General features: G+C 61.2%; 20 protein-coding genes. 12 read left to right on the forward strand and 8 right to left on the reverse strand.

From position 1 onward, the window contains the following. Positions 1-7 precede the first annotated feature (7 nt). The 4 genes from FHU12_RS11055 (at position 8) to FHU12_RS11070 (ending at position 4,677) form a co-directional block, all read left to right on the forward strand. The gene (locus tag FHU12_RS11055; RefSeq protein WP_025302518.1) at positions 8-724 is read left to right on the forward strand and encodes a gluconate 2-dehydrogenase subunit 3 family protein; all 717 of its coding nucleotides are present in this window, start codon (positions 8-10) and stop codon (positions 722-724) included. 2 nt (positions 725-726) lie between these two features. Beyond that, a complete protein-coding gene (locus tag FHU12_RS11060; protein ID WP_141969319.1) occupies positions 727-2,505 on the forward strand; it encodes a GMC family oxidoreductase in 1,779 nt (592 codons plus the stop codon). Positions 2,506-2,522: 17 nt separating this feature from the next. After that, on the forward strand, positions 2,523-3,797 hold the full coding sequence (locus tag FHU12_RS11065; RefSeq protein WP_141969321.1) for a c-type cytochrome: 1,275 nt from the start codon (positions 2,523-2,525) through the stop codon (positions 3,795-3,797). Positions 3,798-3,912: 115 nt separating this feature from the next. Beyond that, positions 3,913-4,677 carry a GntR family transcriptional regulator gene (locus FHU12_RS11070; protein ID WP_141969323.1) on the forward strand — a complete coding sequence of 255 codons (765 nt, stop codon included), beginning with the start codon at positions 3,913-3,915 and terminating at the stop codon, positions 4,675-4,677. A 21-nt stretch (positions 4,678-4,698) separates the two neighbouring features. On the opposite strand, the gene FHU12_RS11075 is transcribed toward FHU12_RS11070, so the two are convergent. Further along, positions 4,699-5,718 carry an ADP-ribosylglycohydrolase family protein gene (locus FHU12_RS11075; RefSeq protein WP_141969325.1) on the reverse strand — a complete coding sequence of 340 codons (1,020 nt, stop codon included), beginning with the start codon at positions 5,716-5,718 and terminating at the stop codon, positions 4,699-4,701. Positions 5,719-6,095: 377 nt separating this feature from the next. Between FHU12_RS11075 and phoP the strand changes: the two genes are divergently transcribed. The 3 genes from phoP (at position 6,096) to FHU12_RS11090 (ending at position 9,436) form a co-directional block, all read left to right on the forward strand. Continuing rightward, a complete protein-coding gene (phoP, locus tag FHU12_RS11080; protein WP_004941169.1) occupies positions 6,096-6,767 on the forward strand; it encodes a two-component system response regulator PhoP in 672 nt (223 codons plus the stop codon). A gap of 5 nt (positions 6,768-6,772) precedes the next feature. Beyond that, on the forward strand, positions 6,773-8,230 hold the full coding sequence (gene phoQ / locus FHU12_RS11085; protein ID WP_049202754.1) for a two-component system sensor histidine kinase PhoQ: 1,458 nt from the start codon (positions 6,773-6,775) through the stop codon (positions 8,228-8,230). 84 nt (positions 8,231-8,314) lie between these two features. Next, a complete protein-coding gene (locus FHU12_RS11090; RefSeq protein ID WP_141969327.1) occupies positions 8,315-9,436 on the forward strand; it encodes a ribosomal protein uL16 3-hydroxylase in 1,122 nt (373 codons plus the stop codon). 41 nt (positions 9,437-9,477) lie between these two features. On the opposite strand, the gene FHU12_RS11095 is transcribed toward FHU12_RS11090, so the two are convergent. Next, the gene (locus FHU12_RS11095; RefSeq protein ID WP_141972957.1) at positions 9,478-10,566 is read right to left on the reverse strand and encodes a malate/lactate/ureidoglycolate dehydrogenase; all 1,089 of its coding nucleotides are present in this window, start codon (positions 10,564-10,566) and stop codon (positions 9,478-9,480) included. 90 nt (positions 10,567-10,656) lie between these two features. Then, entirely contained in the window at positions 10,657-11,886 is a 1,230-nt protein-coding gene (pepT, locus tag FHU12_RS11100) for a peptidase T (protein ID WP_004941154.1), read from the reverse strand. Positions 11,887-11,943: 57 nt separating this feature from the next. On the opposite strand from pepT, the gene FHU12_RS11105 reads away from it, so the two are divergent. From FHU12_RS11105 to potD, 5 genes are all read left to right on the forward strand, one after another. Next, complete coding sequence (locus FHU12_RS11105) at positions 11,944-12,216, forward strand: hypothetical protein (protein ID WP_101456414.1); 273 nt, start codon at positions 11,944-11,946, stop codon at positions 12,214-12,216. A gap of 25 nt (positions 12,217-12,241) precedes the next feature. Continuing rightward, on the forward strand, positions 12,242-13,357 hold the full coding sequence (potA, locus tag FHU12_RS11110; protein WP_141969329.1) for a spermidine/putrescine ABC transporter ATP-binding protein PotA: 1,116 nt from the start codon (positions 12,242-12,244) through the stop codon (positions 13,355-13,357). After that, positions 13,341-14,201, forward strand: a complete 861-nt coding sequence (gene potB / locus FHU12_RS11115; RefSeq protein ID WP_049272004.1) for a spermidine/putrescine ABC transporter permease PotB — start codon at positions 13,341-13,343, stop codon at positions 14,199-14,201. Before potA ends, potB begins: the two co-directional genes overlap by 17 nt. Next, positions 14,198-14,980, forward strand: a complete 783-nt coding sequence (potC, locus tag FHU12_RS11120) for a spermidine/putrescine ABC transporter permease PotC (RefSeq protein WP_141969331.1) — start codon at positions 14,198-14,200, stop codon at positions 14,978-14,980. Before potB ends, potC begins: the two co-directional genes overlap by 4 nt. A 228-nt stretch (positions 14,981-15,208) precedes the next feature. Further along, on the forward strand, positions 15,209-16,252 hold the full coding sequence (gene potD, locus FHU12_RS11125; protein WP_060419358.1) for a spermidine/putrescine ABC transporter substrate-binding protein PotD: 1,044 nt from the start codon (positions 15,209-15,211) through the stop codon (positions 16,250-16,252). Positions 16,253-16,300: 48 nt separating this feature from the next. On the opposite strand, the gene cobB is transcribed toward potD, so the two are convergent. From cobB to lolC, 5 genes are read right to left on the reverse strand one after another with little or no spacing between them, the layout of a single operon-like run. Further along, a complete protein-coding gene (gene cobB / locus FHU12_RS11130; RefSeq protein ID WP_141969333.1) occupies positions 16,301-17,137 on the reverse strand; it encodes a Sir2 family NAD+-dependent deacetylase in 837 nt (278 codons plus the stop codon). A gap of 11 nt (positions 17,138-17,148) precedes the next feature. Beyond that, complete coding sequence (nagK, locus tag FHU12_RS11135) at positions 17,149-18,069, reverse strand: N-acetylglucosamine kinase (protein WP_141969335.1); 921 nt, start codon at positions 18,067-18,069, stop codon at positions 17,149-17,151. 53 nt (positions 18,070-18,122) lie between these two features. Then, positions 18,123-19,370 carry a lipoprotein-releasing ABC transporter permease subunit LolE gene (lolE, locus tag FHU12_RS11140; protein WP_025302503.1) on the reverse strand — a complete coding sequence of 416 codons (1,248 nt, stop codon included), beginning with the start codon at positions 19,368-19,370 and terminating at the stop codon, positions 18,123-18,125. Further along, a complete protein-coding gene (gene lolD / locus FHU12_RS11145) occupies positions 19,370-20,074 on the reverse strand; it encodes a lipoprotein-releasing ABC transporter ATP-binding protein LolD (RefSeq protein ID WP_141969337.1) in 705 nt (234 codons plus the stop codon). The genes lolE and lolD overlap by 1 nt, the downstream gene beginning before the upstream one ends. Continuing rightward, on the reverse strand, positions 20,067-21,269 hold the full coding sequence (lolC, locus tag FHU12_RS11150; protein ID WP_141969339.1) for a lipoprotein-releasing ABC transporter permease subunit LolC: 1,203 nt from the start codon (positions 21,267-21,269) through the stop codon (positions 20,067-20,069). The genes lolD and lolC overlap by 8 nt, the downstream gene beginning before the upstream one ends. Positions 21,270-21,374 lie beyond the last annotated feature (105 nt).

A 21,374-nucleotide genomic window follows, 5' to 3' on the forward strand; every position in this document is an offset into this window, starting at 1 on the left:
TGGAATTATGTCGCAACAGCATATCCCTACGCCGCCCCGGCGTGAATTTTTGAAAAAAACGCTGGCGCTGATCCCGTTAGCCGCTGCCGGTAACGGTCTCATGATGGTAAACGCCCAGGCAGCGCCGGCTGCGGGCATCTCGCCGAATTACGTTCCGGTTTATTTCAACAACGAAGAGTGGCGATTCTTGCTGGCGGCCTGCGATCGGCTGATCCCCAGCGACGAGAACGGCCCCGGAGCCGTCGATCAGGGGGTCCCGGTATTCATCGATCGCCAAATGGAAACACCCTACGGCCATGGCGGCCTGTGGTACATGCACCCGCCGTTCGTGCCATCGGCGCCGGAGTTGGGCTATCAGTCCAAACTGACGCCGCGCGAGACCTATCGCAACGGTATCCTCGCGTTCAATGAGCTCTGTCAACGTCAGTTCGGCAAAGTTTTCGCCGAGCTGTCTCATGGCGAGCAAGAACAGCTGTTGACCGCGTTGGAAAGCGGCCAACTCGATGCGGATACCTTGCCGGGTAAAGCTTTCTTCGAACAGCTGCTGCAAAACACCAAAGAAGGTTATCTGGCCGATCCGATCCACGGCGGCAACCAAACGCTGGCATCATGGAAATTGATAGGCTTCCCCGGTGCGCGCGCGGACTTCGCCGATTGGGTCAACAAACCCAACCAACCCTATCCTCTTCACCCGGTCAGTATCTCCAGCAAAAGGAATGCATAATCATGAGCACAATAAAAAAACCACCGGTAGATGTGGTGATCGTCGGCTTTGGCTGGACCGGCGCCATTATGGGAATGGAATTGACCGACAGCGGCCTGCAGGTGCTGGCGCTGGAACGCGGTGAACGGCGCGATACCTACCCAGATTTCGCTTATCCGCGTATCGCCGATGAACTGACTTACGGCATTCGCCTCAAGCTTGCGCAGGAAATGGCGCATGAAACCGTCACCGTGCGCCATACGCCGGCGGATTTCGCGGTGCCTTATCGCCAGCTCGGCTCTTTTTTGCCGGGCAACGGCGTCGGCGGAGCCGGCGTGCACTGGAACGGCATGCACTGGCGCGCCCTGCCTTCCGATCTCAAACTGCACACCACCCTTACTGAAAAATACGGCGCCAACTGGATCCCGGAAGGCATGACGTTACAGGACTACCCCCTCAGCTACCAGGAGTTGGAGCCTTACTTCGACAAGTTCGAGAAGGTATGCGGCACCGCCGGTAAGGCCGGTAATCTGCAGGGTGAGCTCATCAAGGGCGGCAATCCGTTCGAAGGGCCGCGTAGCAATGACTACCCGACGCCGCCGCTTAAACAGCTCTACTCGGGCTCACTGTTTGGCAAAGCCGCCGAATCGCTAGGCTACCATCCGTTTGCTGTCCCCGCCGCCAACTGCTCCGAACCCTATACCAACCCGTATGGCGTGCAGCTTGGCCCCTGTAACTTCTGCGGTTACTGCGAACGTTTCGGCTGCTTCATGTACTCCAAGGCCTCGCCGCAGTCGACCATCCTGCCGGTACTGACACAGCGTAAAAACTTTGAGCTGCGCACCCAGGCGCAGGTGATCAAGGTCAATCTTGACAGCAGCGGCAAAAAGGCCACCGGCGTCACCTACATCGACGAGCAAGGGCGTGAAGTAGAGCAACCCGCCGATCTGGTGATCCTCAGCGCTTTCCAACTCCATAATGTTCGCCTGCTGCTGCTTTCCGGCATCGGAAAACCCTATAATCCGGTCACTGGTGAGGGCGTGGTCGGCAAGAACTACGCCTATCAAATGAACAGCGGCATTTCTCTGTTTTACGATCGCGATACCCATTTCAATCCCTTTATCGGCGCCGGTGCCGCCGGAACGGTGATCGACGATCTTAACGGGGAAAACTTCGACCACGCCGATCTCGGTTTTATCGGCGGCGCCTACATCTCAGCCACCCGCACCGGCGGTCGGCCTATCCAGCAAATGATGCTGCCGCCGGGCACGCCGAACTGGGGCAGCGGCTGGAAACAAGGCATCCGCGACAATTATCCGCACTCAATGAGCATCGGTTCGGAAGGATCGGTGATGCCATACCGCGATTGCTATCTGGATTTGGATCCCACCTATAAAGACGCCTACGGTCAGCCTCTGCTGCGTATGACCTTCGACTGGAAATCGAATGAGATCAAAATGACCCAGCATATCACCGCTAAAATGGCGGACATCGCCAACGCTATGAAACCAAAGCAGATGGCTATCTCGGTAAGAAAAACCGGCGATCATTATGACGTGCGCCCCTACCAATCCACTCACACTACCGGCGGTGCCATCATCGGCGACAATCCGGTCACCAGCGTGGTGAACAAATACCTGCAATGCTGGGACGTGCCCAATGTATTCGTCACCGGCGCCTGTGCATTCCCGCAGAACCTGGCCTACAACCCAACCGGCATCGTCGGCGCACTGGCTTATCACTCTGCCGAAGCGATCCGCGAGCAATACCTGAAAAACCCTGGCCCGCTGGTGCAGGCATAACGCCTAAGGAGCTCAAGATGAAAGGATTTACGCCCACATTGTCGGTGCTGCTGTTGCTCGCCGCAGGTGCGGTTAAGGCGGCCGACGCCCTCCCTTCCACGGCGCGAATTGAACACGGTGAATATCTGGCGCGCGCAGGGGATTGCGCGGCCTGCCACACCGCGCCCGGCGGCGCCCTCTTCGCAGGTGGCCTGAAGATGACCACGCCGATCGGCGCTATTTACTCCACCAACATCACGCCCGATCGCCAAACCGGTATCGGCGGGTACAGTCTGCCCGAGTTCGCCGATGCCCTGCGCAAAGGCATCGCGCGCGACGGCAGGCGACTGTATCCGGCCATGCCCTACCCGTCGTTTGCCAAAATCAACGATGACGATATCCGCGATCTTTATCTGTATTTCACGCAAAAGGTCAGCGCAGTGGCGCAGCCGAATCGGCACAGCCACATTCCCTGGCCGCTCAGCATGCGTTGGCCGCTGGCATTGTGGGATCTGATCTTTCGCGAAGACGGTGTTTATCAGCCGGATGCGCAGCGCGGCGCCGAGTGGAATCGCGGTGCCTATCTGGTTCAGGGGCTCGGTCACTGCGGCACATGTCACACGCCGCGCGGTATCGGCTTCCAGGAAAAGGCGCTCAGCCAGAGCGATACAGCCTATCTGAGCGGCGGGACGTTGGAGGGCTGGCATGCCGCTAACCTGCGCGCCGATACCGCCAGCGGCTTAGGGGACTGGAGTGCGCAGGAGATCACACGCTTCCTGAAAACCGGCCATACCCAACGTTTCGCCGCCTTCGGCTCAATGGTGGAGGTGGTACAGGACAGCACGCAACATCTGAACGATGACGATCTGAAAGCGATCGCGGTCTACCTGAAATCGCTGCCTGCCGGTGATGAGAAGTCATCGCCGCCGCGCAACGACGGCATCGCCCAGGCGCTGTTCAACGGTAAGGTCAACACGCCCGGCGCACAAACCTACCTGGACAACTGCGCTGCCTGCCACCGCAGCGACGGCCAGGGGTATCGCAACACGTTTCCGCAGCTGGCACGCAATCCGGCGTTGCTGAGCGAAGATCCGTCATCGCTGATCAGCATCATCCTCCACGGCTCACGGACGCCGATAACCATCGGTGCGCCCACCGGCCTGACCATGCCGGACTTCGGTTGGCGGTTGAGCGATGAACAGGTCGCTCAGCTTGCGACCTTCGTGCGCACCAGTTGGGGTAATAGCGCCCCGGCGGTCAGCGCCGATCAGGTGAAAAACATTCGCTCCGGCGATAACCCGTCTCAGCCATGAACCTGTGGGCATCCTATGCCCACCCATCGTTATCGCCGGGCGGCGGCAGTTGCGCTGCCCGGCGAAATCCCCTTAAATAAGCCATCGCATTGCGGCTAAAGGACTTCCGTCGGCTATGAGCAAGGAGACCAACCAGCGTCTGCTGGACAAACTGCAGCAGGATCTGGCCAGCGCGGGCGCAATGCCGCTGTATTTGCGCTTCAACGCCTCGGTGCGCCAGGCCATCGAACAAGGGTTGCTGAATGCGGGGGATTTTTTGCCCAGCGAGCGGCTGTTCACCGAACGGCTCGGCATCTCGCGCATCACGGTGCGCAAAGCGTTGGCCTGCCTCGAGCAGGACGGCCTCATCGGCCGTTCGCGCGGTTACGGCACCTTTATCCAACCGCAACGGCCCGAACCGAAGCTGTTCTATTCGTTGGCAGACGTCAAAGGATTCTCGCGCGAGGTGATACAGCAGGGGCGCCGGCCGGATACGCAATGGATCAGCCGCGAACGGATGCTCGCCGGCGCTGAACTGGCTGAAAAGCTGCAGCTGGCGGCCGGAACGCCGATCTACAAACTCAAACGCATTCACTTGATCGATCGGCGGCCGATGTCGGTGGCGGTGTCCTACGTGGTGGTGGCGGCGATTGCCAACGTCGACGAGATCGGCATCTCGCTGTACGACTACTTCCGTCGCAATAACGTCGAAATGGGATCGCTGCGCAGCCAGGTCAGCGCGGCGATGGCCGACGACGATATCCGTCAGGCGCTGCGGCTCTCGGAGCCGATGCCGCTGCTTATCGTGCGCCAGACGCTGTTCGACCACCACAAAAAACCGATCGAATACAGCGAAAGCTTCTGCCGCAGCGACATGTACGAATTTACCAGCGAAAGCTGATCCGTTACGTCACTCGGCGGCTCACGCCTCGCCCTGCCGGCGGCGGCGAAAACGCGCGAACGCCTGAACGTAAGCCTCGATATCCAGCGGATTCACCCGTTTTAACTCCGCCAGCAACCCGGCTTCGATCGCTTCTGCGCCGTGCAGCGCGCCGCAAATCGCCGTGGCCATCGCGCCGATGGTGTCGGTGTCGCCGCCCAGGTTGGCGCACAGCACCGCGCAACGGGTAGGATCGGTTTGCGCCAGCTGCACCATCGCCAGCGCCGCAGGCACCGACTCGATGGTGCTCACCCCGGCGCCGATCAGCTGATACACCCGCTCAGCAGCCTGCTCGGTGTCTGTGGCTTCATCCACCACCTGAAACGCCAGTTCGATGCGCGCCGCCAGCGAAGGGCTGAACGTCGTTTCCTGCCGGCGCTGGGCATACTCCGCCACCTTCGGCAACGCCAGGCGAATCGAAGCCCAGTCCGCCCCTTCCACCGCCCGTGCGACGGCCCAGGCGATCGCCACTGCACCGGCGACGGCGATGTCGGATTTGTGCGTCGGGCTGGAGGCCAGCCAGACCTGCTGGCAGAAATCCTCCAGCGGTGCGGAAGGCAGCACGCAGCCCAAAGGCGAAATGCGCATCGCCGCACCGTTGGTGATGCCATTGTTTTCCAACTCGGCGATCGGCGTGCCCGCTTTCTGCTCGCTCAGCGCCAGTTTGGAACTGGGGCCGAGAATGTTCTTGTTGAAGGCGTCAAAACTGTCCACCCAGCGGATCACGTTGCGGGCAATCAGTTCCGGCACCACCTCACCTTCCGCTTCCAGCAGCGCATCGGCCAGCGCCAACGCCATCGCGGTATCGTCGGTATATTGCCCGGCCTTGAAGTAGCAGGCGGCGGTGTTCTCCTTCGGCCCATCGAGAAAGCCGTCTATCCAGCCGAAGTGGCGCTTAACCCGCTCGCGCGGCCACAGCTCGGAAGGCATGCCGAGCGCGTCGCCCAGCATCTGTCCGTAAAGTGCGCCCGCTATGCGTTCTGCCTGGGTTAACTGCTTCATCCGTCGCTCCTGAAAAGTGTGCCGATACATCAATAATACCTTATTAGTACCATTAAAGCTTTTCAAGCGATCCGGTTCACCCTTCCGCCTGCCGGCAATGCCCACCGCGTTTAAGGTGCGTTTAACGTTGCCCCGCCGCTGTTTATCCGACGTTTATCAGAGCTTGCCGATAATGTCGGCGAACAAATTGATAACGCTTATTTTAATACATTGCTTCGGCTCTCTTGCGGGCCGAGCGGGTTATACCTACCATAACCTCAGCATTTTTTGCCAAAATGGTTCAGGTGGCCGCGTTATCCCCTGACACGCCGCAGAGCGTGTTCCCTTTTATCGCGTGGGTGACAGGACGTTCACCCGCACAGTCACAGGAGTTCGCCATGCGAGTACTGGTTGTTGAAGATAATGGTTTGCTGCGCCACCACCTTTCCGTTCAGATGCGCGAGATGGGCCATCAGGTCGACGCGGCCGAAGACGCCAAGGAAGCCGATTACTTCCTGCAGGAACACGCGCCGGATATCGCCATCGTCGATCTCGGCCTGCCGGGTGAAGACGGCCTGAGCCTGATCCGCCGCTGGCGCGCGCACCAGACCAAACTGCCGATCCTGGTGCTGACCGCCCGCGAAAGCTGGCAGGACAAAGTGGCGGTGCTGGAAGCCGGCGCCGACGACTATGTCACCAAGCCGTTCCACCTGGAAGAAGTGATCGCCCGCATGCAGGCGCTGATGCGCCGCAACAGCGGTCTGGCTTCGCAGGTGATCGTGCTGCCGCCGTTCCAGATCGATCTGTCGCGCCGCGAACTGAGCGTTAACGATCAGCAAATCAAGCTGACCGCTTTTGAATACACCATCATCGAAACCCTGATCCGCAACGCCGGCAAGGTGGTGAGCAAGGATTCGTTGATGCTGCAACTCTACCCGGACGCCGAACTGCGCGAAAGCCATACTATCGACGTGCTGATGGGCCGTTTGCGTAAAAAGGTGCAGGCGGAATACCCGCATGAAGTGATCACCACGGTACGTGGCCAGGGCTATCGTTTTGACGCGAAGTGAACATGATGTTCAACAAGAATAAAAAACCGTTTTCGCTGCGCGCCCGCTTCCTGATGGCGACCGCCGGGGTGATCCTGGCGCTGTCGCTCTCTTACGGTTTGGTGGCGGTCGTCGGCTACATCGTCAGCTTCGACAAGACCGCCTTCCGCCTGCTGCGCGGCGAGAGCAACCTGTTCTTCAGCCTGGCGCAGTGGAAAGACAACAAGCTCACCATCGCCATTCCCCCCGATATCGATCTCAACTTCCCCACGCTGGTGTTTATCTACGACGATAAAGGCAACCTGCTGTGGAGCCAGCGCAAAGTGCCGGAGCTGGAGAAGCTGATCAACAAGGAGTGGCTGGAGGAGTCCGGCTTCTACGAAATCGACACCGATACCCGCGTCAGTAGCGAAGTGCTGGGGGACAACCCCAAAGCGCAAAACCAGCTGAAAAATTACGACGATACCGATCAGAACGCGCTGACCCACTCGGTGGCGGTCAACACCTATGCCGCCACGCCTCGGCTGCCGGCGTTGACCATCGTGGTGGTCGACAGCATTCCGCAGGAGCTGCAGCGATCCGACGTGGTGTGGGAGTGGTTCAGCTACGTGCTGTTGGCCAACCTGTTGCTGGTGGTACCGCTGCTGTGGCTGGCGGCCTACTGGAGCCTGCGGCCTATCAAGGCGCTGGTCAATCAGGTGGGCGAACTGGAGAACGGCGAACGCGATCAACTGGATGAGAACCCGCCCAGCGAGCTGCGCGGGCTGGTGCGCAACCTGAACATTCTGGTGCGCAACGAACGCCAGCGTTACACCAAGTATCGCACCACCCTGTCGGATCTGACCCACAGCCTGAAAACGCCGCTGGCGGTGCTGCAAAGTACCCTGCGTTCGCTGCGCAGCGGCAAGCAGACCACCATCGAAGAAGCCGAGCCGATCATGCTGGATCAGATCGGCCGCATCTCGCAGCAGATCGGTTACTACCTGCACCGGGCCAGCATCAACTCCGGCCAGACGGTGTTGACGCGCGAGATCCACTCGGTGCCGGCGCTGCTCGACAGCCTGGTGGTGGCGCTGAACAAGGTTTATCAGCGCAAAGGGGTGGTGATCACGCTGGACATCTCGCCGGAGGTGACCTTTATGGGCGAGAAGAACGACTTTATGGAAGTGATGGGCAACGTGTTGGAAAACGCCTGCAAATACTGCCTGGAGTTCGTTGAGATCACCTCGCTGCACTCCGAGAAAAACCTCACCATCGTCATCGACGACGACGGCCCGGGGATCCCGGAAAGCAAGCGCCAGCTGATCTTCCAGCGCGGCCAGCGGGTGGATACCCTACGTCCCGGCCAGGGCCTGGGCCTGTCGGTGGCGGCGGAGATCATCGAGCAGTACGACGGCGAAATCGTCATCAGCGACAGTCCGCTCGGCGGCGCGCGCATGCAGGTCACCTTCGCCCGCCAGCACGACACCCACCACAACGAGTAAATTATGCCTCTGCGGCCCCGATCCACGGGGCCAAACTTCCGTTATAATCGCACTCAGGCTCACTCCTCTCTCCTGGAATAGAACATGGATTATCAATTAGACCTGGACTGGAACGATTTTTTGCAACGTTATTGGCAAAAGCGTCCGGTGATTCTGAAGCGCGGCTTCAAAAACTTTATCGATCCGATCTCCCCGGATGAGCTGGCCGGGCTGGCGATGGAAAACGAAGTGGACAGCCGCCTGGTCAGCCACCAGGACGGCCGTTGGCAGGTCGCACACGGCCCCTTCGAGAGCTTCGACCACCTGAGCGAAAACAACTGGTCGCTGCTGGTGCAGGCGGTGGACCACTGGCATGAGCCTTCCGCGGCGCTGATGTGCCCGTTCCGCCAACTGCCGGACTGGCGGATGGATGACCTGATGATCTCCTTCTCGGTACCGGGCGGCGGCGTCGGCCCGCATCTCGATCAGTACGACGTGTTCATCATTCAGGGCACCGGGCGCCGCCGCTGGCGCGTCGGGGAAAAAACGCCGCTGAAACAGCACTGCCCGCATCCGGATCTGCTGCAGGTGGAGCCGTTCGACGCCATCATCGACGAAGAGATGGAACCGGGCGACATTCTCTACATTCCGCCGGGCTTCCCGCATGAAGGCTACGCGCTGGAAAACGCGCTCAACTACTCGGTGGGCTTCCGCGCGCCGAACGGCCGCGAGCTGGTGAGCGGCTTCGCCGATTACGTGTTGGCGCGCGAGCTGGGCAGCAAGCGCTACGGCGATCCGGACGTTAAACTGCGCGAACATCCGGCGGAGATCCTGCCGCAGGAAGTGGACGCCTTACGGCAAATGATGCTGGATCTGGTGCAACAGCCGGAACACTTCCAGCACTGGTTCGGCGAGTTTATCTCCCAGTCGCGCCACGAGCTGGATCTGGCGCCGCCGGAGCCACCGTATCAGGCCGGGGAAATCTACGAACTGCTGCAGCAGGGTGAAGCGCTGCAGCGCCTGGGCGGGTTGCGCGTGCTGCGCGTCGGCGATCGCTGCTTCGTGAACGGCGAACTGATCGACACCGACCAGCTGCAGGCCGCAGACGCTCTGTGCCAGCACTTCAGCGTCGACGCCGCCCTGCTCGGCGACGCGGTGGACGATCCGTCGTTCCTGGCGCTGCTGACCGCGCTGGTCAACAGCGGCTATTGGTACTTTAACGACTGATTGCCGTCATGCGAACAAGCCACCCTGTCGGGTGGCTTTTTTTATGCCTGGCGCGCCTGTGCGCGGTAATCCGCCAGTTCCCCCACCGCCATGCCCGCCTGCTCCGCCGCCGCGCAGATCTGCTGCCAGGTCGTGGCATCGATCGGGATGCCCTGCTCCAGCCGCGCCGCGCGGTTGGCCTCTTCCCATTCTCCCGGCACCGCGATCGGCTGTTCGCCGCTCGGCGGCGACGCTTTCACCCAGCCGATAAACGCTTCGGCTTCGGCCTGCATGTGCGGGGCGTCGAAGGCCTGAGGATCGAGGATCAGGGTCGTCATGCAGTTGAAGATAGCGTCGCTGTCGGCTTTCAGCGTGGCGGCGTGGGTGGTGCGGCCGCCGGAGAGCGCGCCGCCGAGGATCTCGCACATCGCCGCCAGCGCATAGCCCTTATGCAAACCGAACGGCAGCAGCGAACCGAACGGCGCTTCGTGCATCACCTTCGGCTCGGTAGTCGGCTGCCCGTGTTCGTCGATCAGATAGCCCGGCGCCACCGACAGCCCTTTGTTATAGGCCACCCGGGTCTTGCCGAAGGCGATACCGCTGGTGGCAAAATCCAACAGCAACGGCGTGCGGCCCGGCCGCGGGAAAATGGCGCAGAACGGGTTGGTGCCGAAGCGACGATCGCTGCCGCCGAACGGCGCCACCATCGGATCGCCCACCACGTTGACGAAGTGAATCGAAATGAAACCGGCGCGGGCACACTGCTCCGCCCAATGGCCGATACGGCCGATATGGTGCGCGTTGTGCAGCGCCACCGCCGCCAGGCCCAGCTTGCCGGCGCGTTCAATGCCCAGCGCCATCGCTTCGCTGGCCACCACCTGACCGAAACCGCGCGCACCGTCGAGCGTCAGCACCGCGCCGGCGTCGCGCACCACTTCGGCGTGCTGATTGAGCTGTAATTGCCCCTGCGCCAACGACGCCATGTAGCTGGGGATCATGCCGACGCCGTGCGAGTCGTGCCCGGCCAGATTGGCCTGCACCAGATGATCGGCCACCAGCTCGGCTTCACGCGCCGTGCTGCCGGCCTGGCGCCAAATCGCCTGAACGAACTGCGCCAAATGCGGGCTGGCGATACGGTATTCGGTGCTCATCATGCGGTCCTTATGCATGGGGAATGTATCTCCACACTATGAGCAACGCCTTGTTGCGGCAAGCGATTATGCCGATCGCAAGCGTCCTGTTTACCGCGCCCGCTCGGCGGCCAGCGCCGCGATGCGCATGATCACCGCCACCGCTTGCTCCATGCCTTCCAGCGTCACGAACTCGTGCTTGCCGTGGTAGTTGTAGCCGCCGGTGAACAGGTTCGGGCACGGCAAGCCGCGGAACGACAGCTGCGCGCCGTCGGTGCCGCCGCGGATCGGTTTCATCACCGGTTCGATGTCGCAGTCGCGCATCGCCTGCTGCGCCAGCGCGATCACGTGCGGGTGCTCCGCCACCTGTTCGCGCATGTTGTAATAGCTGTCTTCGATGCTCACTTCGATATAGCAATCGCGCGGCAAGCCTTTGCCGACCTCGCGGGCGATGTCCACCATTTTGCGTTTGCGCGCCTCGAACCCCTCGCGCTCGAAGTCGCGCAAGATATAGTGCATTTCGGCGCGCTCTACGCTGCCCTTGATGCTGCTGAGGTGATAAAAGCCCTGGTAGCCTTCGGTGGTCTCCGGCGCTTCGTCCGCCGGCAGCGCCTGATGAATGCGGGTGGCCAGCGACAGCGCGTTGACCATCACGCCCTTGGCGCTGCCGGGGTGCACGCTGTTGCCGAGGATTTTGATCGTCACCGAGGCGGCGTTGAAGTTCTCGCACTCCAGCTCGCCGACGCCGCCGCCGTCCACGGTGTAAGCCCATTCGGCATTGAAGGCCGCCACGTCGAACAGCTGCGCCCCCTTGCCCACCTCCTCGTCCGGGGTAAAGGCCACGCGGATGTCACCGTGCGGGATTTTGCGCGCGCGCAGGCGCACCATGGCGGTGAGGATCTCGGCGATGCCGGCCTTGTCGTCGGCGCCCAGCAGCGTTTTGCCGTCGGTGGTGATCAGGGTCTGCCCCAGCATCTGGTGCAGGATCGGGAACATCACCGGCGACAGCACTTCATCGCCGATGCCGAGCGCAATGTCGCCGCCGCGATAGTTCTCGACGATTTGCGGATTGACGTGTTTGCCGCTGAAATCCGGCGAGGTATCCAGATGGGCGATAAAACCGACCGCCGGCACCGGCCAGGCGACGTTGCCCGGCCAGGTGCCCATCACGCAGCCGTGTTCGCTGAGCGACACCCGCTCGAAACCGAGCGCGATCATTTCCTGCTGCAACGCGCGCGCCAGCTTCAACTGCCCGTCGGTGCTCGGCACATGCTTTACGTTCGCTTTGGACTGGGTGTCGAAAGAGACGTAGTTGAAAAAGCGGTCAAGTAATTTGTCCATGGTAGCGGCCCCTCAGAATATCGCGTTTCATTATGCGGAACCGATCAGGATCAAATATTGCGTCAGGTCATTTTTAACCAGAATTCGCCAATATCATTAATCTTTGTGATGATTTCTGAGGGAAATAACACTGTCATCACAGGGTCATTTGTCGCTATCATGATGAAAAACGCGGCATCTGGGCCGGATCGGCTTTCAATTCCGGCATTCAGCGTCTATCATGCGCGCTCGAAAAATTTCCATTGGCGCAACTGGTTTGAGCTTCATTTGATCAGCGGGCATCCCGCAAGCTCCGGCAGTCTTTTCCAGTTGCGGTTCTATCTGCATTAGCCCACGGGATAGAGTAATACGATAAATGACTGAGACATCCTCTCGAGCACCCCTTGTTGAACTGCATGCCCTGAGCAAAGCGTTCGATGGCAAAACCATCATTGCCGATCTTGAACTGACGATTAACCACGGCGAATTCCTCACCATTCTCGGCCCCTCCGGCTGTGGCAAAACCACGGTGCTGCGCCTGATCGCCGGTCTGGAAGACGCCGATCGGGGCCGTATCGTGCTCGACGGCCAGGACGTCACTGCCATTCCGGCCGAACATCGCCACGTCAACACCGTGTTTCAGAGCTATGCCCTGTTTCCGCACATGTCGGTGTTCGACAACGTCGCCTTCGGCCTGCGCATGCAAAAGGTGCCGGCGGCGGAACTGACGCCGCGCGTCGAAGAGGCGCTGCGCATGGTGCAGCTGGATGCGTTCGCCAAACGGCGGCCGGGCCAGCTCTCCGGCGGCCAACAGCAGCGCGTGGCCATCGCCCGCGCGGTGGTCAACAAGCCGAAGGTGCTGCTGCTGGACGAATCGCTGTCGGCGCTGGACTACAAGCTGCGCAAACAGATGCAGAACGAGCTGAAGGCGCTGCAGCGCAAGCTGGGTATCACCTTCGTGTTCGTTACCCACGATCAGGAAGAAGCGCTGACCATGTCGGACCGCATCGTGGTGATGCGCGAAGGCCGCATCGAACAGGACGGCACGCCGCGTGAGATCTACGAAGAGCCGAAGAATCTGTTCGTCGCCAGCTTCATCGGCGAGATTAACATCTTCGACGCGGTGGTTTTGCAACGTCTCGATCCGCAGCGGGTACGCGCCAACGTCGAAGGCCGCGAGTGCGACATCTACGCCGATCTGCCGGTGGAGACAGGCCAAAGGCTGAAGGTGCTGCTGCGCCCGGAAGATCTGCGGGTAGAAGAAGTGAACGACAGCGCGCAGCACGACGGGCTGATCGGCTACGTGCGCGAGCGCAACTACAAAGGCATGACGCTGGAGTCGGTGGTCGAGCTGGAGAATGGCAAAACGGTGATGGTCAGCGAGTTCTTCAACGAAGACGATCCGGACGTCGATCACTCGCTCAATCAGAAGATGGCGGTGACCTGGGTTGAAAGCTGGGAGGTGGTGCTGGCCGATGAAGAAATCGCGTAAAGTCTTCCAGAATGTGGTGATCGTCGGCGTTGTCGCCTGGCTGCTGCTATTCGTGTTCATGCCGAATCTGATGATCATCGCCACCAGCTTCCTGACCCGCGACGACGCCAATCTGGTGCAGATGGTGTTCACGCTGGATAACTACCGGCGCTTGTTCGATCCGTTGTACGCTCAGGTGCTGCTGCACTCGCTGAACATGGCGCTGATCGCCACCCTGTGCTGCCTGGTGATTGGCTATCCGTTCGCCTTTATCCTGGCGCGGTTGCCGCAGAAGGTGCGGCCGCTGCTGCTGTTTCTGCTGATCGTCCCCTTCTGGACCAACTCGCTGATCCGCATCTACGGCCTGAAGCTGTTTCTCAGCACCCGCGGCTATCTCAACGACGCGCTGCTGTGGATCGGCGTCATCGACAAGCCGCTGCGCATCATGTACACCTCGGAAGCGGTGATCCTCGGCCTGGTGTATATCCTGCTGCCGTTTATGGTGATGCCGCTCTACTCCAGCATCGAAAAGCTCGATAAGTCTTGCCTAGAGGCGGCGCGCGATCTCGGCGCCAGCAAGCTGCAGACCTTTATCCGCATCATCGTGCCGCTGACCATGCCGGGCATTATCGCCGGCTGCCTGCTGGTGGTGCTGCCGGCGATGGGGCTGTTCTTCGTCGCCGATCTGATGGGCGGCGCCAAGAATCTATTGATCGGCAACGTGATTAAAAGCCAGTTCCTCAATATCCGCGACTGGCCATTCGGCGCGGCCACCAGCATCTGTCTGACGCTGGTGATGGGGCTGTTGCTGCTGGTCTATTACCGGGCCGCCCGTCTGCTGAACAAGAAGGAGGATCTGGCATGATCGGACGTCTGCTGCGCGGCGGCTTTATGACGCTGGTATACGCCTATCTGTATATCCCGATCGTCATCCTGATCGTCAACTCCTTCAACGCTTCGCGCTTTGGCATCAACTGGCAAGGTTTCACCACCAAGTGGTACGGCACGCTGCTGAATAACGACAGCCTGCTGCAGGCCGCGGGGCACTCGCTGACCATGGCAGTGCTCTCCGCTACCTTCGCCACCCTGATCGGCTCGCTGACCGCGGTGGCGCTGTACCGCTACCGCTTCCGCGGCAAGCCGTTCGTCGGCGGCATGCTGTTCGTGGTGATGATGTCGCCGGACATCGTGATGGCCATCTCGCTGCTGGTGCTGTTCATGCTGCTCGGCATTTCGCTCGGCTTCTGGTCGCTGCTGTTCTCGCACATCACCTTCTGCCTGCCGTTCGTGGTAGTGACCGTCTACGCGCGCCTGAAAGGCTTCGACGTGAAGATGCTGGAGGCCGCGCGCGATCTCGGCGCAAGCGAGTTCACCATCCTGCGCAAAATCATCCTGCCGCTGGCGATGCCTGCGGTGGCGGCAGGCTGGCTGCTGAGCTTTACCCTGTCGATGGACGACGTGGTCGTCTCCTCCTTCGTCACCGGGCCGAGCTACGAGATTTTGCCGCTGAAGATCTATTCGATGGTGAAAGTCGGCGTCTCGCCGGAGGTCAACGCGCTGGCCACCATTTTGCTGCTGCTGTCGCTGGTGCTGGTGATCGCCAGCCAGTGGGTGATGCGCGATCGCTCGCCCAAGGCCGAATAACCCTTCCCGCCGGGCGCTACGGCGCCCGCCTCTTTCATTGGCCGCAGTGATATGACTGCGGCCGTTCTTGAACGCCCAGACTCGGTTAACCCGCTGATTTGCCGCTGGGATAACCGCCTTTACCCACCCCGCCCCGGCCCCTATAATGGCCCCTTTCTGGGGTATGGCGCAGCCGCCAAACGGTTTGCCCATACGGGTTCGGCTCACTACTGCTGAAGGATACGCTGCATGAAAAAGTGGTCACATCTGCTCGCAGCCGGGATGATGGCGCTGAGTTTCTGCTCTGCAAACGCCTCTGACGGCAAAACGCTGTATTTCTATAACTGGACTGAATACGTTCCGCCGGGGCTGCTGGAGCAGTTCACCAAGGAAACCGGCATCAAGGTGATCTATTCCACCTATGAATCCAACGAAAGCATGTACGCCAAGCTGAAGACCTATAAAGACGGCGCGTACGATCTGGTGGTGCCTTCCACCTACTTCATCGCCAAGATGAGCAAGGAAGGCATGCTGCAAAAAATCGACAAGAGCAAACTCAGCCACTTCAAGGATCTCGATCCTGCCCTGTTGAACAAACCGTTCGATCCCAACAACGACTACTCCATCCCCTATATCTGGGGCGCCACCGCCATCGGCGTTAACAGCGACGCGCAGGAGCCGTCCACCGTCACGTCCTGGGCCGATCTGTGGCAGCCACAGTATAAAGGCCGTCTGCTGCTGACCGACGATGCGCGTGAAGTGTTCCAGATGGCGCTGCTCAAGCTGGGCTATTCCGGCAACACCACCGACCCGAAAGAGATCGAAGCCGCCTACCACGAACTGCAGAAATTGATGCCGAACGTGCTGGCCTTCAACTCCGACAACCCGGGCAACCCGTTTATGGAAGGGGAAGTCAACGTCGGTATGGTGTGGAACGGTTCGGCCTTCGTGGCGCGCCAGGCCGGCACGCCGCTGGAGATCGTCTGGCCGAAGGAAGGCGGGATCTTCTGGATGGACAGCCTGGCCATTCCGGCCAACGCGCGCAACGTCGAGGGCGCGCTGAAGCTGATCGACTTCCTGCTGCGGCCGGAAATCGCGGTGCAGGTAGCGGAAACCATCGGTTACCCGACGCCGAACCTGGCGGCGAAGAAGCTGCTGTCGCCGGAGATCGCCAACGACAAGTCACTCTACCCGGATAAGGCGGTGATTGAGCACGGCGAGTGGCAAAACGACGTCGGCGACGCCAGCACGCTGTACGAGAGCTACTTCCAAAAGCTGAAAGCCGGGCGCTAATACGCCCCGCCATCCCATCAGGGCGCGCATTGCGCCCTGATGCCTTTCTCAGGGCCGGTCGGCCCGCGCCACCTTGCCCACCAGGAATTTGTGCACAAAACGCGGCACCACTTCGCTGGCCAGACCGTAGTGTTTCTCGTCGAACTGGCTCTCCACCTGGCTCGGCTCCAGGTTCAGCTCCATCGCGTAGGCGCCGCCCAGCCGCGCCTCATGCACGAAGCCGGCCGCCGGATAGACGTGGCCTGAGGTGCCGATGGCGACGAAGAAATCGGCCTTGCTCAACGCCTGATAGATGTCGTCCATGCCCAGCGGCATCTCACCGAACCACACCACGTGCGGCCGCAGCGGCGCCGGGAACTGGCAGCAGTGGCAACGATCGTCGACGCTGAGATCGCCGGGCCATTCGAACACCTGCCCCGACTGGGTGCAGCGCACCTTCAGCAATTCGCCGTGCATGTGCAGCACCCGCTTGCTGCCGGCGCGTTCATGCAGGTTATCGATGTTTTGCGTGACCAGCAGGAAGTTGTCCCCCAGCCACTCTTCCAAATCCGCTAACGCGCGGTGCGCGGCGTTCGGGACGATCTCCTCCGCCTGCAGCTGGCGGCGGCGTTCGTTGTAAAACGCCTGCACCAGCGCCGGATCGCGCTGAAAACCTTCCGGCGTGGCGACGTCCTCCACCCGGTGCTCTTCCCACAGCCCATCCGCGGCGCGGAAGGTGCGAATGCCCGACTCGGCCGAAATGCCGGCCCCGGTCAACACCACTACAAACGGCTTTTTCAGCTCGGCCGCCGCCATGGTGTCACGGTGAAAAATGCGTGAACGAAAGCGCTGATGCAGCACATGCTTACTCTTGCGAAACTGACACAGCCGATGGCGAGTGTGCATTAACTCTCTCCTTACTTTTCCCTGTTTACCAAATTGAGGAACGCTGCGCCGCGCACGCCGCCGGCGTCGCCATAGCGCGCCTTCTCGATGCGCGGCAGCCGGGCCACCCGCAGCAGGTGCGCCGGCAGCCGCTGCGGCAACACCTGGTAAATGGCGTCGAAGTTCGACAGCCCACCGCCGATCACCACCAGATGCGGATCCAGCACCGTCAGCAGGTTGCCCAGGCAGATCGCCAGCACGTCCATAAAACGGTCGACGTGAGCCACCGCCTGCGGCTCACCCGCCTGATAATGCGCAATGATCTCGGTGGCGGGCAAGTGCCGGCCATAAAAATGGGCGTACATCCATTCGAAACCGCGGCCCGATATGTAGTTTTCAATGCAACCCTGATGGCCGCACCCGCAGGCAACGCGAGGCACATCACGCCCCAAGACCTCGAGCGCGTCCACCGGCAGGCGCAAATGGCCGAACTCGCCGGCGATATAGTTACGCCCTGACACCGTCTTGCCGTCGACGATCAACCCGCCGCCTACGCCGGTGCCGAGAATGATGCCCAGCACCGTTGGGTAGCGGCGAAACTCGTCGTCCCAGGCCTCCGACAGCGCAAAGCAGTTGGCGTCGTTATCGACCCGTACCTCGCGCCCGATCAGCGCCGCCAAATCGCGCGGCAGCGGTCGCCCCATCGCCGCCGGCACGTTGGCGGTAAACAGCGTGCCGTCATCGTCGTTGGGCAGGCCCGGGATACCGATGCCGACGCTGCCGCGCCGGCCGCAGAACGCATCCGCCTCAAGGGTCAGATCGCACAGCGTGGCCAGCAGCTGCCGGTAGTCTTCACGCGGCGTCGGCACCCGCTTTTGCCAAATGCGCTGCAGGTTGTCGTCGAATACCCCCAGCTCAATCTTGGTGCCGCCCATATCGAAACCGTAGTACATAACCCATCCCCAGGCTAAAAAAACGGGGCGGCATCGCTGCCTCCCCGTGGGTTTTATTGTCCGCTCAGCACCCGCGCCGGGTCGATGCGGCTGGCGCGCCTGGCCGGATACCAACTGGCCAACAGGCTCAGCACGATGGCGGTTGCCAGCACGATCAGCACGTCCAGCCAGTGCAGCTCGGAAGGCAGGAAGTCGATGAAGTAGATATCGCCCGACAGGAAGGAGTGGCCGACCAGTTTCTCGATGCCCCGGATGATGTTGGTCAGCTGCAGCGAGGCGATCACCCCGATCACCACGCCGCTCAGGCTGCCCAGCAACCCGGCCAGCAACCCGTACCAGATGAATATGGCGCGGATGAAACCGTCTTTGGCGCCCAGGGTGCGCAGCACCGCGATATCGGCGCTTTTGTCTTTCACCGCCATCACCAGCGTGGAGACAATGTTGAAGCAGGCTACGCCGATCACCAGCACCATCGCCAGGTACATGATGGCGCGGATCATCTGGATGTCGCGATACATATAGCCGTACTTGCCGATCCAGCTTTTGATGTAGATATAAGAATTGGTCACTTCGCCGGCGTCGCGCACCAGCTTGTTGGCGGCGAACACGTCGTTCATCTTGAGGGCGATGCCCGTGACGCTGTCACCCATGTCGAGATACTGCTGCGCATCGGCCAACGGCACCAGCGCCAGGCTGTGATCGAGTTGGCCACTGAGCTGCAAAATGCCGGTTACGTGCAGACGAATGCGCTTCGGCTGCAGCAGCTTCATTTCCGGGTCGCTGTTGGGGATCATCACCGTCACATAGGCGCCCTGCTTGACGCCCAGTGCATCGGCCACGCCCTTGCCGAGGATCACCTGCTGCTCGCCGGGCTTGAAGTTGGCCCAGGCGTCGCCCTGCACATACTGCGGCAGCGCGCTCAGCCGGCTCTCCTGCTGCGGATCAACGCCTTTGACTTCCACGGCGCGTAGCTGCGCGCCGTTCTCCATCAGGCCGGTAAAGTTGATGTACGGCGCGGCGGCCACAATGCCCGGCACCTTTTCCACCCGCTGCAGAATCGACGGCCAGCCGCTGAACGGCTGGTTGACCGGCTCGAGTTCGCCGTGCGGCACCACCGCCAGAATGCGGTTCTTCAGCTCGCGCTCAAAGCCGTTCATCGCGCTCAGGCCGACGATCAGCACCGCCACCCCCAGCGCAATGCCGATGGTGGAGATGACCGAGATCAGCGACACCATGCCGCCGCGTTTACGGCCGCGGCTGAAACGCAGGGCCGTCAGGAAGGACAGTGAGGCTCCCGCCATTACTCGGCCCCCATCAGGGTCAGCTGCGCCTGCAGGTGGCCGTCGGCCATTTCCAGCTGGCGGCTCAGACGCTTGGCCAGCTGCAGATCGTGCGTCACCACCAGGAAAGCGGTGCCCTGACGCACGTTCAGCTCGCCCAGCAGATCGAAGATGCTGTCCGCGGTGCGTTTATCCAGGTTACCCGTCGGTTCGTCCGCCAGCACCAGCGCCGGGTTGTTGACCAGCGCGCGCGCGATCGCCACGCGCTGACGCTCGCCGCCGGAAAGCTCTGACGGGCGGTGTTTGCTGCGTTTTTCCAGCCCGACCGCCGCCAGCATCTCCCGCGCTTTCTCCTGCGCCTGCGCCGGTTTGGTGCCGCCGATCAACAGCGGCATGGCGGCGTTTTCCAGCGCGGTGAAATCCGGCAGCAGATGGTGGAACTGATAGATGAAGCCCAGCTGACGGTTGCGCAGCTCGGCCTTGGCCGCTGAAGACATGGCGTTCAGCGATTCACCCTTGAAAATCACCTCGCCGGAGGTCGGTGAGTCCAACCCGCCCAGCAGGTGCAACAGGGTGCTCTTGCCGGAACCCGAGCTGCCGACGATCGCCATCATCTCGCCCTGCTGCATGGCAAAGCTGACGTTGCGCAGCACGTCGGTGTGCAGGTTGCCTTCCTGATAGGTCTTGCACAGGTTGTCACACTGCAGCAAAAGATGGTTACTCATAACGTAAAGCCTCAGCGGGTTGTACGGCGGCAGCGCGCCATGAAGGATAAAGCGTGGACAACAGGGAAACCGCCATCGCCACCACGGCGATGATCGTTACCTGCAGCGGATCGACCGCCACCGGCAGCGAAGCGCCGTCGATCAGGGCGCCGAGGATCGGCATCAGGTTATTCAGGTTGGTGGCCAGCAGCACGCCGAGCAACGTGCCGAGCAGCGAACCGATGATGCCGGCGCTGGCACCCTGCACCATAAACACCGACATGATCTGGCGGCGAGTCAGCCCCTGGGTCTGCAGAATGGCGACCTCGCCCTGCTTTTCCATCACCAGCAGACCGAGCGACGTAATGATGTTAAACGCCGCCACCGCCACGATCAGGCTGAGCAGCAGCCCCATCATGTTTTTCTCCATGCGCACCGCCTGGAACAGCTCGCCCTTGCGATCGCGCCAATCTTTCCAGACCGTGCCCGCCGGCAGCGCCTGTTGGCTGAGGGTATCGACCGTCAGCGGCTGTTGCAGGAACAGGCGCCAGCCGGTGATGTTACCGGCCGGGTAGCGCATCAGGCGCGAGGCGTCCTGTTGGTTGACCAGCAGCTGATAGCCGTCCACCTCACTGTTGGCGTGGAAGGTGCCGATGATAGTGAACAATCGCTGGCTGGGAATGCGGCCCATCGGCGTGAACTGGCTGGCGCTCGGCACCATCACGCGCAGCGAATCGCCGCGCTTGACGCCCAGTTGCCCCGCCAGCTGTTCACCGATGATGATGTTGTATTGGCCCGGCTGCAGCTGTTGCTGCTTGACGTTGACCAGATACGGGGTCAGAGGATCGGCTTCGTCGGGATTGACGCCGAGCATCACCCCGACCGCCACGCTGCGGGCGCTTTGCAGCACCACGTCACCGGTGGTCAGCGGCGCAACGCGCGTGACGCCCTGCAGCTTCTGCACCTCGGAGGCCGGCAGCTGCTGCGGGTTGACCGATCCTTGCGGACTGGTGACCAACGCCTGCGGCATCAGGCCGAGGATGTTGTTCTCCAGATCCTTTTCGAAACCGTTCATCACCGACAGCACGGTGACCAACGCCATCACCCCCAGCGTAATGCCGATGGTGGAAAGCCAGGAAACAAACCGCCCGAAGCGGTCTGAGGCTCGCCCGCGCATGTAGCGCAGGCCAATGAATAACGCGACAGGTTGATACATGAAATCCGTTTGATAGCCGTGGCTTAAGCAAAGTGATCATGGATAATAAAGGCTCTCCCTCGTTTAGGGAACACCCGGCGGCCTTTTATTGCGCCGGGCGGCCCC

The sequence above is a fragment of the Serratia marcescens genome (assembly GCF_006715005.1).
Classification (GTDB): domain Bacteria; phylum Pseudomonadota; class Gammaproteobacteria; order Enterobacterales; family Enterobacteriaceae; genus Serratia; species Serratia montpellierensis.

Bases quoted from the DNA above. Each gene is read 5' to 3' on its own strand.
- FHU12_RS11055 (WP_025302518.1), top strand. From the start codon at position 8: ATGTCGCAACAGCATATCCCTACGCCGCCCCGGCGTGAATTTTTGAAA.
- FHU12_RS11060 (WP_141969319.1), top strand. From the start codon at position 727: ATGAGCACAATAAAAAAACCACCGGTAGATGTGGTGATCGTCGGCTTT.
- FHU12_RS11065 (WP_141969321.1), top strand. From the start codon at position 2,523: ATGAAAGGATTTACGCCCACATTGTCGGTGCTGCTGTTGCTCGCCGCA.
- FHU12_RS11070 (WP_141969323.1), top strand. From the start codon at position 3,913: ATGAGCAAGGAGACCAACCAGCGTCTGCTGGACAAACTGCAGCAGGAT.
- FHU12_RS11075 (WP_141969325.1), bottom strand. From the start codon at position 5,718: ATGAAGCAGTTAACCCAGGCAGAACGCATAGCGGGCGCACTTTACGGA.
- phoP (WP_004941169.1), top strand. From the start codon at position 6,096: ATGCGAGTACTGGTTGTTGAAGATAATGGTTTGCTGCGCCACCACCTT.
- phoQ (WP_049202754.1), top strand. From the start codon at position 6,773: ATGTTCAACAAGAATAAAAAACCGTTTTCGCTGCGCGCCCGCTTCCTG.
- FHU12_RS11090 (WP_141969327.1), top strand. From the start codon at position 8,315: ATGGATTATCAATTAGACCTGGACTGGAACGATTTTTTGCAACGTTAT.
- FHU12_RS11095 (WP_141972957.1), bottom strand. From the start codon at position 10,566: ATGAGCACCGAATACCGTATCGCCAGCCCGCATTTGGCGCAGTTCGTT.
- pepT (WP_004941154.1), bottom strand. From the start codon at position 11,886: ATGGACAAATTACTTGACCGCTTTTTCAACTACGTCTCTTTCGACACC.
- potA (WP_141969329.1), top strand. From the start codon at position 12,242: ATGACTGAGACATCCTCTCGAGCACCCCTTGTTGAACTGCATGCCCTG.
- potB (WP_049272004.1), top strand. From the start codon at position 13,341: ATGAAGAAATCGCGTAAAGTCTTCCAGAATGTGGTGATCGTCGGCGTT.
- potC (WP_141969331.1), top strand. From the start codon at position 14,198: ATGATCGGACGTCTGCTGCGCGGCGGCTTTATGACGCTGGTATACGCC.
- potD (WP_060419358.1), top strand. From the start codon at position 15,209: ATGAAAAAGTGGTCACATCTGCTCGCAGCCGGGATGATGGCGCTGAGT.
- cobB (WP_141969333.1), bottom strand. From the start codon at position 17,137: ATGCACACTCGCCATCGGCTGTGTCAGTTTCGCAAGAGTAAGCATGTG.
- nagK (WP_141969335.1), bottom strand. From the start codon at position 18,069: ATGTACTACGGTTTCGATATGGGCGGCACCAAGATTGAGCTGGGGGTA.
- lolE (WP_025302503.1), bottom strand. From the start codon at position 19,370: ATGGCGGGAGCCTCACTGTCCTTCCTGACGGCCCTGCGTTTCAGCCGC.
- lolD (WP_141969337.1), bottom strand. From the start codon at position 20,074: ATGAGTAACCATCTTTTGCTGCAGTGTGACAACCTGTGCAAGACCTAT.
- lolC (WP_141969339.1), bottom strand. From the start codon at position 21,269: ATGTATCAACCTGTCGCGTTATTCATTGGCCTGCGCTACATGCGCGGG.